This window comes from Mucilaginibacter sp. P4_E8, from assembly GCF_056401495.1.
The window spans coordinates 1-18,464 of sequence record NZ_JBFUJG010000103.1 but is presented as its reverse complement, the minus strand read 5'-3'; the positions used below and the strand labels follow the sequence as shown (position 1 = coordinate 18,464).

The window sequence follows — 18,464 nt, the reverse complement described above, 5'->3', positions numbered from 1 at the left end:
GCCGCATACAGATCTAATATATTTGATGGTGATCCGTGCGATTGATTACGGATTAAAGCGCCTTTTGATTTACCCCATTCATGCCAGGGTTTGGTAAAATTATCCAGCAACAGATCAGATATGGTTTCCCGGTAATCGCACAGTATCCTGTTATTGTTTTCTTTGTTATCATTGCCAAACAAAGCTGGCAGATGAGCGCGCAGATCATAACCCCTGCGTTTAATAAACTCATCAAAAAACTGCGGGGTAAAGTTTGATTGCCCACGGGCATCATCCACCTCGTACGAGTCATTAAAATAGGCACGTATAGAACTTACGTCCTGGCCTTTGAATGCCTGATCAAACCTGTCTAAATAATGCACAAGCGCCGGTTTTGAAAAATGATCAATTGCGTAACCTTCGCCTCCGGGCGCAGCACGTTCCACCATTTTACCATGCCATCCCTGAAAAAGCGCATATAGTTTCCAGTCGCCGACCGGTGCGGTCCAGCTTAATTTGCCGTCAGCATCTACCTTATCTGTAAGGTTTAGGCTTTGTCCTTTGCCATCATAGGCCATTAAAACAGTTAAGGGTATACGCTTTTCAAACCGTACCTGATCAAGGGCCATCAATTGCAGGTTTTTATTACTGCCGATAGGCTCAACCAAATCGGTGATCTTTGGTGCCTGACCATCCGAGCGAACTAAGGGTTGTTGTACAAAAACAACAGCTTCATTTAATTTATCCCCGCCCTTGAGCTCGTAATTTTTCCAGAACAGTTCCTTACTGGCATCCTGATCTGTTACCCAGGGCCCACCAAAAGGCCAGCCGGTAGCATTGGCCAGATCAATGCCCATATCCAAACGGTTGGCCTCCTGCAACGTATATTTCAGCATATCAACCCATTGGGGCGATAAATACTGAATAAATTCGCTTTCGTGTCCTTTTACGCCGTAAATAGGTGTTATTTCCATTCCGCCTAAACCAGCGTCATGGTAGCTATTCATATTCCAGGTAAGGTCCTTTTTGTTTACCGCGCTACCTTCCCACCACCATCGGGCCCAGGGTTTTGTTTGTTTGGTGACCACCGGCCATGCAACTTGCGCCGAGGCTGTTTGTGAACTTATTAAAAGCGCTAATGCGACAGCTATTTTAAAGTTTTTATGGAGTATTGACATGTAGATCTTAGCTTTTAGTGTTTGGCAATTTCAACCGCGTAAACCCCTTCATGACCTTCAAAATTTGCTCTGAAGATAACCCATTTTTCATCAGGGGAGAAATGCACATTAGGCTCCAGGTGGTAGTTATGGTTTTTCATATTAACCAGTTTCTCTGATTTAAAATGATCTCCATTGGGTTTAAAAAGATATATCCACATACCATCCGGTGCTTTGGCTACCTGCCCGGAATTACCGCCATCACCCGCAAACGTTTGCTCATCTTTAGTAACATTGAAATGGATTGACCATTCGTTCCTGTCCATTTGGTAAACGCGGTCTTCCTTGCCTGTTTTCATATTAATGCCGGCCAGGAAAAATGTTTGTCCCTTGGGTTTCTGCAAATCAAACCATTCGGTATTCCCAAGCGGAGAAAAAAACTCGTGGCCTGCGATTTCGTTTACCATAGTACGCTTATGCAGCAATTTGTTGTCGCCGGTTTTTATATTGATGTTCCAGATCCGGTCTACTTTTTCCCAGGGGCCTTCGTGGCAATAAGACAAATTATTGGGGTCTGTTGGCGAAAAAAGCAAATGGTTTGTCCATTCGTTTTCCTGGTGAATTTGTTTTAATGTTTTGTGTTTAACATCAAGCACATATAAGGTATGTTGTATATGCGCATCATATATCCGGTTAAAGAAATCATGTTTTTCAGGATATTTGGCAAGTATCTCACGCTCCTGCTCACCGGTAGCTTTAACGCAGGCCATGTAAGTTCCGTCGGCATTTACGGTACCAACCCTTCCTTTAAAGTCTGGGGCAAAAGCGTAAATGAACCTGGTTCTATGCGTATTAACATTTACAGCAAATATACTGTCGCCGCTTTGATAGAAAGCCTCACTGGTTTTCGCGCAAACCATTTCTCCCGATACCTTTTCACGATTTGTTAGCTGTTCGGTCTTCAGTGTTTTTAAATTAACGGTGAATAGCTGAGATCCTTTATCTGTTTTGCCGTAAAACACCATCAGGTCTCCCTCGTTCTTTTTTTGAGGGACAAAGGGCGTATTATTAAAATAAAAACTCCCGTTTTCGTTTTCGCGGTTCACCAGGCGTACCACTTTATGACCGGTTTCTTTATCGATCCACTGAGCGGGCATGGGTTTTGTGCCCCCGGTTTCCATGGTTGTCTGTGCATTTGCGTTCAACAAGCCTGCCTGCAAAAGGGTGAAAGCTAATAAAGTAAGTTTTTTGCTTATCATCATGTTATTAAGGTTTTAATTGGTCGGTATTAATATATTTATCCAGATCGCGCAGGGCGATAACCTGTGCAAATGAGCCGTAACAGCATCCCGCAATGACTAAGAAAATTACAGCGATCTTTTTCATATCATTCCGTTAGTTACCGTCGGGTTTTATTGTGCTGTTTTTAGGGCTGGCGGGTAAATTAAAAGTATCAGCAGGGTCAGGATGAGATGGATCAAAAGGAGGCGCGTCAATAACATACCGCTCAATATTCAGGTGGTCGCCCCTGATGCCTTCTATAATGCATTTAGCGATTTCGTAAGCTCCATAACTGTTAAAATGCGTATTATCGGCAAGGGCTTTAGACTGATTTGGAAACGAATTTTCCGGGTACCATACAAAAGCTTTTTTAGAGCCTTCATCACCAAGAGCCTCATAAAATTTAGCCGTCATTACATTAAGATCTATCAAGGGCACATTTAGTTCTTTGGCAACTTTTCTTGCTGCATCCGGATAGTCACCCAGCGTATTCACAACTTTACCACTATCATTAAAAGCACGGCGACTGGTGGAGGTTACAATAACCGGAATAGCATTTTTAGTCCTTATTTTGCTGATGAACAGCTTAAAGCGATCAGTGTATGATTTATAAGCACCATCTTCGGGGCCTTTTTCTTTCTGATCATTATGCCCAAACTCAATAAAAAGATAATCATTTGGTTTAATGATACTTAATATCTTATCCAAACGGTGGCTATTCAAAAAACTGCCCAGGGAAAGACCCGATTCGGCATAATTTGCAATGGCTACACCTGGTTTAAAAAACCGGGGAATCATTTGTCCCCATGAGCACCAGGGTTCATCATCCTGGTCAACCACGGTTGAGTTACCTGCCAGGTAAACAGTTACCTGATCATCTACCTTTTCAATCTCTATGGCATCAACACAGGGCCTGGTATCACTAAATTCCAGACTAAGCTTATTGTCCCAGTCATATTTTCCAAATTCACGGGCTTTAAGGGCAATCTTACCCCCTGTGCTGATATCCGGCTTACGTATATTTACAATAAAGCTCACTTTTTTTGTAGCGCCGTTATCGGTTTTAACTTTTTCAAGCATCAGCCTGCGCGACTCGGCGCGTACCGTGGTATTGCTGCTACCATGAATATCCCCTAAAGTCAGCGTTACTTTATAATTACCCTCGGGCACATTTACCGAAAAATAAAAAGGCTTATTACTGGTCACAAAATCGCTCGTAAGCAGTTTTTTMTCATCAAGAATTACGGCAATTACTTTTGAACCAAAATCAAAACCATAACCTTTTGCATCATTAAACGTATCATTCAGATTTACTTTTTGATAACCTAAGGCGGCCTTGCCGCTGCCAAAGTCAAACTTAAAACTGGTTTTTGCAGCCTGCGCCAAAAGCTCTGCCGGCAAAGCAAGGCACAGCAAGGAACAAAAAAAAGACAATAAGACCCTATAAGTCGGCTTGATCATCATGTATATTGTTTATCTGTTATTTGGCCGCCCATAACTGGGCTGTGGTTTATAATAGATAAAGTTATAGCATGATCGCCCAAACAGCGTCCTGCACCGTCCTGATTAAAGGCCTTCTTATTGTAACAAATTCATCACGTAAGGGCTTTTTCACAAATCACCCTATTTTTCTTTTGCCTATTCGCGCATCAGGGTAATGCCCATTAGTCCTACTACCACATCATTCGCCAACGTTTTTAATTGCAGGTTCTTTAACTGTTTTTTATTATCAAGTGGCAGATCAAGTACAGTACCGGCGCCGCCGTCAATACCTTTAGTACTATAGCCTTTTATACTGATATATTTGGTTTGATCAGTAGTTACTTCACCTGTTTTAAAATACACCCGTAATGGTTTGGGGGCACCGGTATTAAAAGCAAAGTCATCGTAATCATCATCCTGCTCTATAGGCCACCAATTTTCGGGATTTTTGATATTTAAAAACGCTTGCGTACCATCCTGGTAATTTATTGTGATTACGGCATTGGTAATGCGTGTTTGCATAGGATTAGTTGAACCGGCCATGAGCAAATAAATGTGTGCAGCTTGTCCGCTTAACGGAATGCTTGCTTCTTTGGGATAATTATCCCAGCGTGAGGTGAACAGGATGTTCTTACTATCATCTGTTGGTGTGGTAAAAGGTATTTGATTGGGCAGTTTAAAAACACCCTTATTCTCCTGTGCAGACTTTTTTAAACCGCTATCATCAATATTGGCTGTTATCAGTGGGTAAGCCCAGTTGCCTATACCTTGCCAGGGTAGTTGCAACGTAGGTGATTGCGGCCGGGGCAACAGGTACTTATTTTTAAAGATCTGTGTAAGTCTGTCGTTAAAGTATGGTTTCAGGTCAACCGTTTCTAATTGCCAATCCTGCTGCTTAGTGATATTCCAGTTTACCAAACTGGTATCAATCACATTTTGGCCATTTGATAAACGGATATGATTACTGCCGGGTACCAGGTAAGCTGCGGGGATAGTTATAGAAGCCGATGTTTGGGTAGGATTCACTATAATATTTGCATGATAAACCGCTTGCAATTCAGGATTAACAGTGATAGATATGTTCCTTCCCGAAGCGTTATTCATTACTTTAAATCGTAATTCATTATTGCTTTGCAGTGTATCAGCAATTATGGTTAACGGGGTCGTTATTTTTAAATTTACCGGTTGCCACCAGGCAAAGCGGCCCTGCTTTAACTTCACAAAAAAGGTATGATCGCCCGGTGAATGACCTGTTATTGCGTTTATACTTTTCCCGGTGATAACCGGATGATCCAATACTTGCTGAGGATCATTGATCTGAATAACCTTTGCTTTGTTAAATACCACTGTAAATACACTTTTGACGGCGTAAACTTTCACCGGCAATACCAGTTGCGGCTTTTCCAATCCCCATGTTATTTTTATTTGATAGGACTTTTGTTTACCTGCCACTATTTGTAAAACAGGCTCACCTACTGCATCTGGAACTGTTGTCCATTTAGTAGGGCGGCCATTTAGCGTAACCGACGTTACAGAAACTGATCTTGCCGCTATCTGAAACTTCAATGATGTTGTTTTATTAAAAGATGGTTTAATGTTATAGGTATCCGTTTGCCCCTGACGTTTAAAATCAAACTTTATATCCGGTACTGACAATGAGGCGTAACTCCAACTTTGTGGTAAGCCGGGCTTAATGGTTAGCCTATCTTTTAATAAATCGGGCCTAATACCGAATAACCCCTCTACCAGCGAGCGTGCTGCCATACCTATAGGATCGGCAAAATCGCGGTATAGTTCTCCCCTATGGGCATCATAAAATGAGATCTGTTGAAAATTACCAGGGCTGGCACCGAGGTACATGCTTTCCAGTATCGCGCTTTTCCAGAGCGTAAAAGCATCTTCCTGTCGGTTGCCTTGCCAATAGGCCAAAGCCGTATGCAGATTTTCGGCCATCACTACATTATTCAGTGACCAATCATAGGGCAACCAATTGGTGGTAGAAAGCAAATAATCATTACCTGATAACCCTTTGGCTACGATCGGAATATGAGGGATCYGTGTATCMACATATCTTAATGCCTGATAGGTTTGTAAAGCGTCGGGTACATCAGAATCAATAGCGTGATAAATAGTCCACAAGCCCGCAGACGGATGTAACTGGCGTAGGCCCAGCAGATCCTGATATTCTGCATAATTACCCTTGCCCGGCATCCATAAGGTTTTATTAATAGCTTTTAATATTTTATTGGCTTCCTGCTCATAGGGTACAGGATTTTTGCCTATGAGTCCTGCTAAATAAGCCGCTGTTTTATTGGCCCGGTAGTTATAAGCTGATGAATGAGTTACCCCGCCGCCGCTGTATTGCAGGGCATCACTTGCCCAAATGGCACAATAGGCATCGTACAAACCGTCTCCATCGGCATCAAAGTTTCTTTTTTCCCAGGCCAGGTGGCGTTCCATAACCGGCCATATTTTTTTAACCTCATCCAAATTGCCAGTCCATTTAAAATGATTAAGCAATTCATCCATATATACCAGGTTCATATCATAATGATGCGGGCGTATATCCCCACCCGGATTACGACTGATATAACCGCTGCTGAACATGGATGTGCCCAGTTTTTCCAGCTGGCGGGCTATGTGCAGGGCAGTATCGGCCACAACGGGCCCAAATGCAGGTTCGGTAATTTGGGAGAGCGCATAACTGCTAAAGTGCGACCAGGCCCTGTCATGCCAGCCTAATGGGTCTGCAACATACGGCCCACGCCAGGCAGGCAGGCGCATTCGCCATGCCACCGCTCCATGCATATACGAAGGACTTTCCCAAATACCATCGGCTGCTACGCTCAATGTACCACCAATAGTATTAATGTAAGGGTCTGGAGTATGCACAACAACCCGTGAGGCTAATTCTTTAACATAGGCTTCCGCTTCATTAAAAAGTTTTGCGGGATCAGCATTGTCCAGACTTTTCCCATTCTGTATCACCCAAAACAGGTTTTTATCAGGCACACCATCCACTAAACCGGCAATAACAGGTTTATCATCCGCTTTAGCGTTAAGCATTACCAGCGGGGAACTTTGTGTATTAGCATCAACCAAATGAATTTTTGCCGATGTCGGGTAAAGCCCATACAACACATTTTTGGAGGTTATTTCAACTTTCTGTGCTGCTGATTTAACCTGATCATTTTCATAACGTCCGGCCTCACTTAAACTTTTCCCGCTAAAATTGAGTGTAAAACGCTGACCACTAAACAAGAAACCATTTCCCTTGCAATAATCAGGCTGCATATAAAAACTGGATTCAGGGTCGGCGCCGATATCTCCATCCCTGGAAAACTTTTTACCCGTAGCACCTCCAAATGCCCAAAATAGTTTAACCTGTTTATCGGAATTGGAAAAATTCGCCTTTACCAGCATATTCTCGGCTGTCGAACCCGCAAGTACTTTGATAGTGAGGATACCGCTCTTGCCCAGCATGGCATCTTTGATCTTATAGATCATGCTACCCGGATGATAACGTGCCTCAATAAATTCAGCGTTGATGAGCCATTTACTTTGATCGCCTTTTATTAGTCCTAATTTAAGGTTACCGCCCATACCGGGCAGGTAAAGGGCAAACTCAGGCAGATCACCGGTTTCTACCCTAAAAGCGGTGTGGGTGCCGTAAAGCGCCCTGTTAAACCGATGCGTACCGTTAAGGATTACAAAATCCTGCCCATCAGGCCGATAACGCAATTCGCGTTCCTTATGATGCCAAAGCCGTGTGTTAGACTGTCCATAAACTGTACCAGCGCCAACAAGTAAAAACATCAGCAAAAAAAGTTTACAAACAGCGTTCAAAAAGTCGCTTACATCAATTTTGATGTACAGGGCAACAACAGCGCACTTTGGCCTATCACACATTCAGTATCAGTTTATATTTCAATTATGGCAAGTAAAAAACCTCTTTTAACGGGATGCTTACCGGTGAATTATCAGCGTTGCTTTCCATAATATCGCCCATATAAGCCCACCATTTTTGCATAAGCGCCTTTGCAGGCAAGGTATCCAGCAACACTTTGTCGGTTACTTTTAAAACGCCGATAAGGTTATTGGTTTCTTCGTCCAGGAATATTGAATAGTCATTTACTCCTGTTTCCTTTAATAATGCTGATAATTCAGGCCATATTTCATCATGACGTTTTTTGTACTCCTGCTCAAAGCCCGGAAAAAGTTTCATTTTAAATGCTACGCGATCCATTATATAAATGTTTATTTAATTAAATGCAGTATTTTATAATTGGTATGAGCTTGTCACTAAAAAGTTGGTCTTTTTTTAACAAGCTTATTGCATTTCGCTAAAATAAGACTGCTTTACCTATCAAACCATCCTGTAGTGTCATGATTAACTACCGAAAAGTTTTACCTTTAGTTCCAATAAATTTACTTTTAAGTTTATTTTCGGTTAATCAGATAGCCAATTTAAGGATACATTATGAAGTCTTCGCGATTTTTGGATTACATATATATTGATTATTATTCATCCACACCTAAATATATACAGTTAGCCAACTCCATTATTAAAAGTGTACGCGAAGGAAAATTGACTATTAATGAAACGCTACCTTCCATTAATGAGTTAAATCTCAACTTTGAAATATCACGTGATACTGCCGAAAAAGCATATAAGCATTTAAAATCAATTGGCTTGCTTGGTTCTGTTCCGGGTAAGGGGTATTATATTAAAAACACGGAGGCCGACCAGCAATTTAAAGTGTTTTTAATATTTAATAAGTTAAGCACGCATAAAAAGTTGGTATATGATGCCATTGTTGATGGCCTTGGACATGAAGCAGCTATTGATTTTTATATCTACAATAACGACTTTGAGTTTTTCAAAAAGTTACTTCAAAATAAAAATAACGATTACACGCACTATGTAATTTTACCCCACTTTATGGATGGCGGTGAAAATGTACACGACATAATTAATACACTGCCCAAAGAAAAACTAATCATACTTGATAAACTGGTGCCGGGTGTAAAAGGCGATTTTGCTGCTGTATATGAAAATTTTGAAAAAGATATATTTCAGGCCCTGGAACAAGCCCTGCCGCAACTAAGCAAGTACCATACATTAAAGATCATATTTCCTGAATACACTTATTTTCCCGGTGAGATATTGAAGGGCTTTTTTAGCTTTTCCATTCAGTATGCATTTACTTATAAAGTAGTTCATGATATACAGGGAGAACCCATAAACGAAGGTGAGGTTTTTATTAACCTGATGGAAAATGACCTTGTTGTTTTGATTGAACGGATCCTGGCTACCAAATTACTGATAGGTAAAGATGTAGGTGTGATATCTTATAATGAAACCCCGCTTAAAAAAATCATCTTAAACGGTTTGACTACCATATCAACAGATTTTKAAAAGATGGGAGAAATGACGGCAGAAATTATTAAAAATGGCACTACCGCCCGTTATGAAGTCCCTTTTTACCTCACTTTAAGATCATCTTTATAGGATGCCCGTTAAAGCGATTTTCTGATAATAATTTTAAATTCATTTTTAATAATTGCCGCCTTGTTCTGGAGCATCAGTTCTGCTGTTTTCCTGCCCATTTCTTCAAAGTCGGTTGAAATTACGGTAATATCTAACAGCTCTTTAAATACAGTTTCATTAAAGGAGATAATACCAATATCCTTTCCTAATTTACTACCGGTGATTCTAACCCCTTTAATCAGATCTGCCAGGTCATGCTCTGTGAGGGCAATATAAACAGTTCCTTTTATAAGCTCATCAAGTTTAATTGACGTAACAACTTCAAATTTCTTGTCATTTTCCGTGCAAAACTGAGCAACCCCATCCTTTATTTCAGGTGGATGGTGCCGGTCAGACGGATATATGATAACAACTCTTTCATATTTTATGATAAGATATTTAACCGCATTTAATGCACCATAAATATCATTTCTGAAATCCTGGTATACTGCCGACCATTTATTTAATTTGGGAATATCTTTATCTAATAATATTAATTGATCAGGCGGGATCTTACTTAAAACATTTAAATATTCCTGCTCATTAGCATGATCAAAAAAATGCGGCATCACCACGTAATAATGATAATTTCCTAAATTGGTATCAATACTTTCTTCGAGCAAAGCCGGGTTATAATGGTGAATATGAAGATCAACCTTTCCTTTGTTTCCTAAGGTATTTACAATGGAATCATAAACTGTTTTTTTATAGGAACTCAATTTATTGAATAGCAACAGCACCTTTATTCGTACATCAGGTTTACCAATAACAAAGTACCCTTTTCCAGAAACTGAATGAATATAACCTTCCTGTTTAAGTTTTATATAAGCTTTTTCAATGGTATCTCTTGCTACGCCAAATTGTTTGCTATAAATATTGATGGATAATAGTTTTTCATTTTTTCGAAAAACGCCTTTATCTATATCCTTTTTAATGGAATTGGTTATTTGCTGTACAAGGGACTTCATACCATAATTGGTCCTTCCTTTTGCTGCCATTTTATAACTTATATCAATGCTGTATTTTTAGAAAGATAAGCATGATGTAAATGAACTTAAAATATTATTCAAAAAATCTGCATATCTATACTTAAAAATTGATCTCTTAGGGCAGTAAGTAAAGCCCGGTTACCTATTCATGATGGCCTGCCTTACCCTTGTATTTGCTTAATACCCATTCACCAATTTTAACACCCTGTATCAAACCATTATCAATTGCATCCTTAAAGTGAATACCGCCCCAAAAGCGTGACATACCAGCCTCGGTAGCAGCCTGGTTAAATGAATTAAAGTCTCGCGGTTTGAGTCCATATTTTACTTCCACATTGTCGGTATAATGAAAATTGTTCCCAAAGTAGTGTGTAAGAATGACTGCAGACGCTGATGATATTACAGAATGACCGCTGATATATTCAGGAAATGGAGGCGTTTGTAATAAAGGCTTCCAGTTAACATCAATATACCGGCGGATGGCTGTTTCAGGGCGAATACGGTTTGTCCTGTATTTATCGTCCCAGCAGCATATAAAGCCATCTAATAACCCTATGGCTACTACGGTATGAATTTCCATGGCCTTTGAAAACCCGGTTTTAGCCTGCCGGCAGGCTATACCTGTAATTCCCATCCAATGCGCCCCCGGGGAGATCTTTTTTAAGCCCACCAACATATGCCCGTTATCCTGTACAGCAAATGGATTGCAATCCCAAAAACCAGCTATGGTGCGTTGTTCTGGTGTTAACCCTTTTCCGCTTGCTTTATAGTTCATTATCATGAATTTATAAAAAGCAGATTGCTTATTAACGGAAAAAGGTATAGGCGGATCGGGCAGAAACTGCGAAGAAGAATCAAGCGTTAACGGACGTATGGTATTAAAATATGGCTCAACCGGTGCCATATAAGCAGGCGGTGTTGGATACCAGGTGCTGTCTTTTCCAAGTGGGGTATACCTCGTATAATTACTTATCCTGTTGTATTTATCTTTTTTAACGTAGGCAAGTATTTGCTTACTAATAGCCTGTGCATAATGTTTGGAGCTATCAATAACTTCATCGGTAAAACCTATTTTTTTACACGAATCCAAAAACTGCTGTTCGTATTTGATCAATAAGTTACCTGATGGCTGCAGCTTTCCTGCTGTTTCCATCATGGCTATTAAAGCGCTTAGTTGATAGGCATATCCGCGTGCGTACCCTGGTTTTTTGATAACCGGATATTCGTTTAAAACACCATGCATACTTTTCACCGTTTTGTCGTTTTCTGCTATAACTTCATATCCGGCAAGGCAGGTATACGAAAAAAATCGCGCCGCCAAAGGTGGGTTAGTTACATCATGTACCATAATTTCGGTCATCTGGTTTATCACTTTTGTGATATCCATACTGGTTAGTACCGGTTGCTTTGGTTTATCGTTTTTACAGCTATTATGTAAAACAACCGCGATAAACAGCATAAATAATAAAGCCTTTTTTTTCATACTATTGGTTTTCTTTATAGGCTTTTATTCCCTGTTGATTAATTCCGAATAATAAGGTATGATTAACTTCTATCACACTCCTTACATCTCCCCATAATTTAAAACCAGATTGCATTTGTGGGATATAGGTAAAATGTCCTTTATCATCACCTTTTAGCAATATACCATAATTGGCATCATACTTTCCAAAGCGTAGCCTGGCCCTGTTAATATTACCGCATAAAAGCATATCCTTATTACCATCATGGTCATAATCTAAAGTAGTTATGGTATACACTGGTGAAAATTGAACCTGCAACGGTAATGAAGATGAATGCAACTTACCTTTATCATCGCTTAAAAAACACGTAGTAGCAAGGTTATTAGCTTGTAAATAAGCTGCTCCTTTTAACTCTAAACCAGTAAATATATCTGTAAGCCCAGCATCGGCATAACTCTTATAATCAGGGAAACGTGAGCGCATCATACTGATCTGTTCCAGGAGTTCATCACGGGTTACATAAGGGTAACTTTTATGTTGGATATAAAAACAGAGGATTGGGTCAACTGCGCCATTATCATCAAAATCCTTATAATACATCTCTGCAGGCTCCTTTACGCTGGCTTTACACTGACTATTTAGCCCCTGATTTCCAACAATAAGATCGGGATGCCCGTCGTGGTTAAAGTCATCAACCAGGATCTTATTCCACCAGCCGCTGCTTGGGGCATCAAAATAGTTCTTTGTATTATTCACCAGTTTGCCATTAACATTTGTCATTATGGTTACAGGCATCCACTCTCCTACTATAACCAAATCCGGTTTTTTATCGCCGTTCATATCCACCCAGGCAGCATCGGTTACCATACCTATATGTTGCAGCTGTGGGTTGTATTGAATGGTTTCATCAGTAAAATGTCCCTTACCATCATTTATAAGTATATAGCTGGCCGGTGTTTCGGGGTATCTGCCTGGTATAACCCTGCCCCCTACAAATAAGTCGGGATGCCCGTCGGCATTGATATCAGCCACTCTTACACAACTTTTACTGCTGCGCATTGCCGGCAACGCATCTTTTACTTTAGTAAAATTACCCTGGCCATCATTTAAATAAAGCCTGTCCTGTAATAAAGGGTCATCGGGTGTATAATTATCATAACCTCCGGAACACACGTATAAATCCGGTTTACCATCGCCGTTGGCGTCAAAAAACACGGCATCTGCGTCGCTGCTCTTTTTATCGTTATCAAAAGAGGATTCCGGTTTTACAGCGAACTTGCCACCAGTCTGCTGAATGTATATGATACCCGGTTTCCCATTACCCCCACCTACATAAACATCTTCCAATCCATCACCATTTACATCACCCTTTATCATACACGGGCCCGAAAACGACAGTGGGTTTACCATAAGCGGCTGACGCTTAAAATCATTAAGGCTATTTTTTTCCTGTTTATTTATTATTGGCGATTGAGTCTCCGTAAAAATAGATTTTATAGTGCCGGGTATTTGATAGGTTTCATTGGCATTTTTCTCATTCAACACCAATAGCTGATCTGCCTTAATGTTCTTTATTACCTGCTCTTTGCCTTGCTGCCATACTATGCGTAAAGAGTCTATTTGTTTATCCTTCCCTAAGCCAAAATGCAATATTGGTGATACGCTTGATTGAAAGCCCCTGCTTGGCATCTGCTCCAGGTATTGTTTTTTGTTTTTTACGTAAATGGTAACTTTTGCTCCTATGCCCTGTGTGTTTTTCCCGGCCCCCTCCAGCCTGAGTTGCAGGTAGTGGTTATTTGATTGCTTATCAGATTCGTTTTGATAAATAAACGCGGGCTGGTTAATGTTGTTAACTACAAGGTCAAGATCACCGTCATTATCCAGATCGGCATAAGCCGCGCCATTACTATTTGATGATTGCGTAATACCCCACGGGTCACTGGTATTTGTAAAGGTTAGATCGCCATTATTTTTAAAAAAGTAACTTTTTACTTGCGAGGATGGTATTTGTTGTACCAAATTATATATGTCCTTACGCAGCATTCTTCTATCTTTCAAAAAATCGCCCATATACTTCATAAAATCCATATTAGTAAAATCGCGGGTATAGCCATTGGTTACAAACAGATCTTTCCAGCCATCGTTATCATAATCTGCAAATAACGGGGCCCAGCTCCAGTCGGTATTCGAAATACCTGATAATTGGCCAACCTCGCTAAAAGTTCCGTTACCGTTGTTAATTTGTAGCATATTACGCATATACTGATAATAGAAGCCGGTACGAAGACTTAAGTCAAATTTTTCATAATTATCAGGCGCAAACAATAACTTTTGCCTGCGGTTGTCTTCCGGAAGCATATCAAGCGTAAAAATATCCGGTAAAGCATCATTATTTATATCTGAGATATTATTCCCCATAGAAAACTGTGAGGTATGCCCCAGGGAAGATTGTAATTTATTGGTGAAGGTGCCATCGCCATTGTTTACATACAGAAAATCGGGTATGGTATAATCATTGGATATATAAATATCAGGCCATCCATCACCATTGATATCAACAATTGCAGCTCCAAGACCATAGGTAAGGTCTGAGCTGCTTATTCCGGCCTGCGCTGTAATATTTTTAAACAAACCGTTATCGTTCCTGTACAATTTAACCCCATTTAACGAATTTGTTTTTTTTAAGATGGAGGCTGTATTTGCCTCGTCCAAAATAGGTAACTGAATGGGGCTGTGATTTAATAAAAACATATCAAGATCGCCGTCTCTGTCGTAATCAAAAAAAACAGCCTGAGTACTGTATCCAGCATCTGCTAACCCATACTGTTGTGCTTGTTCTGTAAAATGCGGGATCCCGTCTTTGTCATTTCCCTCGTTAATAAACAGTTGATTTTCGCGCTTTTCGGCCCTTACATTCCCTGAATAGCAAACATACATATCCAGCTTACCGTCGCCGTTTACATCGGCCATTGTAACCCCTGTTTTCCAGGGACCGGGCCGGCCGCTTACGTCGGCAATAGCTGTAATATCTGTAAACTGCATGTGCCCTTTGTTCAGGTACAGTTTGTTATCGGTCATGTTGCCGGTAAAATACACATCGGGCAAACCATCTCCGTTCAAATCGCCCGTGGCTACCCCTCCACCATTGTAAAAGTATTCATACATCAACACATTGGTATTTAAACCCTCGGTTAATGTATTGCTAAAGTCCACATGAGTTTGCTCAGGCGATAGTAAGGTAAATAATGGATTAGTGCTGTTATCCGCTGATTCTTTATTTTCAGTTGCATGATTACAACCGGTAAGTGCAATAATTGCAGTAAAAAGTAGATGGGAAAATAATTTAATGTTCGTGTTCACCAGGTTCAACTTAAGTTTATGGACTAAAAATATAAAAGAATGCCGGCATTACTGCCGGCATTCTTCTTACTATAAATGTATAAGAATTTTATAACTCCTTAATTATACCCTGGATTTTGAATTAACTTCTTGTTTTTGTTAATCTCATCGCGGCTAATAGGCGGAAAATAAATCTTGTCATCCCAGATACGGTTTTCAACTCCGGGATCAAGATCCTGAACCGTGTATGTATAGTTGTAATTATCGGTATTGTACCTATAAATATTTACCGTTTTACCTGGCTTTAAAGTCCCCGTAATTTTTATGATCCTTGCTTTATTGCCCAGCGTTGTTGGCGCAATCATCCAGCGGCGCGCGTCATAAAACCGTTGTTCTTCAAACATCATTTCTACGTTACGCTCGTTTCTGTACCGCTGCAGCAGAGCATCACCGGCATCTGTAATTGCAGGCATTCCTGAACGGAAACGGATTTTATTGAGCCATGTCCTGGCCTCTTCCTCCTTATTTAATTCAAGACATGCTTCTACAAAGTTAAATACAACTTCAGTGTATCTTATTAAAGGCGATGGCACTTCAGAACGGGTATTTTGATCAACAATAGCCGGATTGGGATCCATAAACTTCCTGATGGCATAGCCGGTACGGGTTCCGTTCCAGTTTTCGATAGGGCCATTTCTGGTATCCAAGCCGAAATAAGTTGCCGGGCTGCCCGAACTGCCAGTTTGATAAGTACCCATTTGTATTTCATTATAGGGATCTATACCTGCACCATCGGATGTGCGGGGTTTCCATGGGGCGCCATCATATAAAACAGATGCATAAAAACGCGGGTCCCTGTTTGTATAGGGCGCTGCCGCTTCTGCGGGTTTGCTCCAATCGAATTTGGTACCGTCCATCATTTCATAATCATCTACCATGTTTTGGGTAGGTTCGCTTGATGTCCAGCCATGATATCCGTTGGTACAGTTGTTTCTGCCATACCATGCACCCCATTCATCTTTGCTATTGCTGAAATAGCGGGCAAAAATTATCTCTTTTTCGCCGCCATTTCTTGACAAATAAGAATTTTGATAATTTGTAAATCCATCGGTGGCACTGGCAGGAGCTGATAAATCAAGTGCATAACCATATCCGCCTTTAAGCATAAATGCCTTTGCCAAATCATAAACTTTTTGCCAGTTAGCATCATGAGCAGCGGTTGTATAACCTAAAAGCTCGGGATTTTTGAAAGAGCCTAAGCTTTTTAATGAGGCCACACCACCAGGAGTATGCAGCTTACTGGCTGCATATAGCAGCACCCTTATTTTTAAAGCTACGGCGGCATCGGCGGTAGCGCGCCCTTTTGCCTGGCTAAGGCCAGTTAACGACGAGTTGGCTGCATCCAGCTCGCTCACTATAAAATCAACACATTGAGCATAAGTATTCCTGGCAACAGTATAATCAGGAGATGTAAGCGTATAGGTAGTTGTTACAATTGGCACACCACCATAATAACGCAGCAGTTGGTTGTAAAAATAGGCCCGCATAAAATGGGCTTCACCCATAAGCCTGGTAACTAATGCTTTATCCAATTTAGACACGGTCAGCTGCTCCAAAGCAAGGTTAGCTGATCTTATCCGGGCGTACATTTCATTCCACTCATAGGTATTGTTTACCCATCCTAAATGCGAAGGACTTATATTGGCCTCCATAATATCTTGCTTACCAAAATTATAGAGGGCATTGTCGGTAATACAGTCCATACTTTCCTGATTAAGCTCTGCATCGTGCAAGCCGTTATAAAGCTCGGTAACAAAAGCTTCGGAAAGGTTTGGATCGGACCAGGTGAGTTCTGATGATGCTTGATTCGATGGCTTGGTGCTTAAGAATTCCTTCTTACACGAAGCAAGCAGCACTGCCAACAGTATCGCGACTGGTAAAATATTTCTTATAAATGTTTTCATATCGTTCAAATTAAAATTTTACACTTACTCCCATATTAACTACTCTTGCCTGCGGATAATATTGACCGGACGCACTGGTTGATTCAGGGTCATAAATTTTCTGTTTAGAAAATGTAAGCAGGTTAAGGCCATTTGCATATATCCGTAAATTGCTTATACCAATTTTTGAAGTTAACGCAACAGGGATAGTGTAACCAAGTTCGGCATTTTTAAGTCTGATATAATTTGTATTAAGCAACCAATAAGTGTTTCCATTGATAAGGATTCCTGCAGAATTGTAGCCTCCTCCAGAAAAATACTGGTTATTTCTATCAACGGTACGTGGGGCTGTTGTGCTCGGGTTATCAACCGTCCAACGATGGTCATAGCTCCATTGCAGGAAGTTACCTATAGTGCCCGATTCTGTTTGCAGAAAAATTTGGCCGCCGGCTGCACCCTGGAATAAAACAGTCAGATCGAAGTTTTTATACTGAACCCCCAAATTGAAGCCTCCCTGAAAGGTGGGCTGATTTGTTTTGTCTTGCCTCACCTGATCGTCTCCGGTAATTTTCCCGTCGCCATTTATATCTTTATATACCATGTCGCCCGGGCGAAGGGTACTGGCACCAACACCGCTATAATCAACCTTATTAGCATCAATTTGAGCCTGGGTAGAAAATATACCATCATAAACGTAATAAAGCTGGCTTCCGATAGGATGCCCGGTTGATTTTTGCCAGGCTGGTGCTCCGGGGGCCTCGTCCCATTGATCAATTCTGTTTTTTGCATATCCCCCGTTTACACCTACGTTATACCTTACCTCACCAATTTTATCATGGTAGCTAAATTGAAACTCCCATCCTTTATTGGTCACTTTTCCATAATTTACAGGTGGCAGCAACGCATATGGTATTCCTGTTGCAGGCACCGAAGCTGTAGAGGGCCATAATATTTGGGTGCGTTTGTTTAAAAATGCTTCCAGTGTAAAATCCAATTTTCCGTTTAGGATAGTTCCTTCTAACGCTACATCACTATTGTTGGCCACTTCCCAGGTAAAATTGGGGTTCGGCACCCCATTTTCGGATAATGTTTGAGCCGGCGCGCCATTAATTATATATGAATTAACATTATTTAATGCCAAATAAGCATATTCTGCTAATGTAGTGGTACCAGGTTTAACAACATTATCGTTACCCATTTGGCCCCATGATCCGCGCAGTTTCAAATTTTGAATAAATTTTACGTTGTTTTTAAAGAAACCTTCTTCGGAGATTCTCCAACCGGCTGATATACCCGGGAAA

Annotated in this window: 11 protein-coding genes; 1 reads left to right on the top strand and 10 read right to left on the bottom strand. The window is 40.7% G+C overall.

Features of this window, described 5'->3' with window-relative positions:
• From AC1DRQ_RS23780 to rhaM, 5 genes are all read right to left on the bottom strand, one after another.
• Nucleotides 1-1,157: glycosyl hydrolase (locus tag AC1DRQ_RS23780; RefSeq protein WP_477427467.1), on the bottom strand; the 1,157-nt coding region annotated here is incomplete at its 3' end.
• 14 nt (nucleotides 1,158-1,171) lie between these two features.
• Nucleotides 1,172-2,398 (bottom strand): oligogalacturonate lyase family protein, encoded by a 1,227-nt coding sequence (locus tag AC1DRQ_RS23775; RefSeq protein ID WP_477427465.1) that lies wholly within the window; start codon nucleotides 2,396-2,398, stop codon nucleotides 1,172-1,174.
• A gap of 133 nt (nucleotides 2,399-2,531) precedes the next feature.
• A complete protein-coding gene (locus AC1DRQ_RS23770; RefSeq protein ID WP_477427463.1) occupies nucleotides 2,532-3,881 on the bottom strand; it encodes a rhamnogalacturonan acetylesterase in 1,350 nt (449 codons plus the stop codon).
• A gap of 174 nt (nucleotides 3,882-4,055) precedes the next feature.
• Nucleotides 4,056-7,808 (bottom strand): DUF4450 domain-containing protein, encoded by a 3,753-nt coding sequence (locus AC1DRQ_RS23765; protein ID WP_477427461.1) that lies wholly within the window; start codon nucleotides 7,806-7,808, stop codon nucleotides 4,056-4,058.
• Nucleotides 7,809-7,830: 22 nt separating this feature from the next.
• Nucleotides 7,831-8,145, bottom strand: a complete 315-nt coding sequence (gene rhaM / locus AC1DRQ_RS23760; RefSeq protein ID WP_477427459.1) for an L-rhamnose mutarotase — start codon at nucleotides 8,143-8,145, stop codon at nucleotides 7,831-7,833.
• A gap of 234 nt (nucleotides 8,146-8,379) precedes the next feature.
• Between rhaM and AC1DRQ_RS23755 the strand changes: the two genes are divergently transcribed.
• Entirely contained in the window at nucleotides 8,380-9,411 is a 1,032-nt protein-coding gene (locus AC1DRQ_RS23755; protein ID WP_477427457.1) for a GntR family transcriptional regulator, read from the top strand.
• Nucleotides 9,412-9,419: 8 nt separating this feature from the next.
• Here AC1DRQ_RS23755 and AC1DRQ_RS23750 read toward each other — a convergent pair whose 3' ends face one another.
• The 5 genes from AC1DRQ_RS23750 to AC1DRQ_RS23730 form a co-directional block, all read right to left on the bottom strand.
• The gene (locus AC1DRQ_RS23750) at nucleotides 9,420-10,427 is read right to left on the bottom strand and encodes a GntR family transcriptional regulator (RefSeq protein ID WP_477427455.1); all 1,008 of its coding nucleotides are present in this window, start codon (nucleotides 10,425-10,427) and stop codon (nucleotides 9,420-9,422) included.
• 133 nt (nucleotides 10,428-10,560) lie between these two features.
• Nucleotides 10,561-11,901, bottom strand: a complete 1,341-nt coding sequence (locus AC1DRQ_RS23745) for a vanadium-dependent haloperoxidase (protein WP_477427453.1) — start codon at nucleotides 11,899-11,901, stop codon at nucleotides 10,561-10,563.
• Between the two features lies 1 nt (nucleotide 11,902).
• Nucleotides 11,903-15,241 carry a VCBS repeat-containing protein gene (locus AC1DRQ_RS23740; protein WP_477427451.1) on the bottom strand — a complete coding sequence of 1,113 codons (3,339 nt, stop codon included), beginning with the start codon at nucleotides 15,239-15,241 and terminating at the stop codon, nucleotides 11,903-11,905.
• Nucleotides 15,242-15,339: 98 nt separating this feature from the next.
• A complete protein-coding gene (locus AC1DRQ_RS23735) occupies nucleotides 15,340-17,184 on the bottom strand; it encodes a RagB/SusD family nutrient uptake outer membrane protein (RefSeq protein ID WP_477427449.1) in 1,845 nt (614 codons plus the stop codon).
• A 10-nt stretch (nucleotides 17,185-17,194) separates the two neighbouring features.
• A partial coding sequence (locus tag AC1DRQ_RS23730) for a SusC/RagA family TonB-linked outer membrane protein (protein ID WP_477427447.1) occupies nucleotides 17,195-18,464 on the bottom strand: 1,270 nt, incomplete at its 5' end.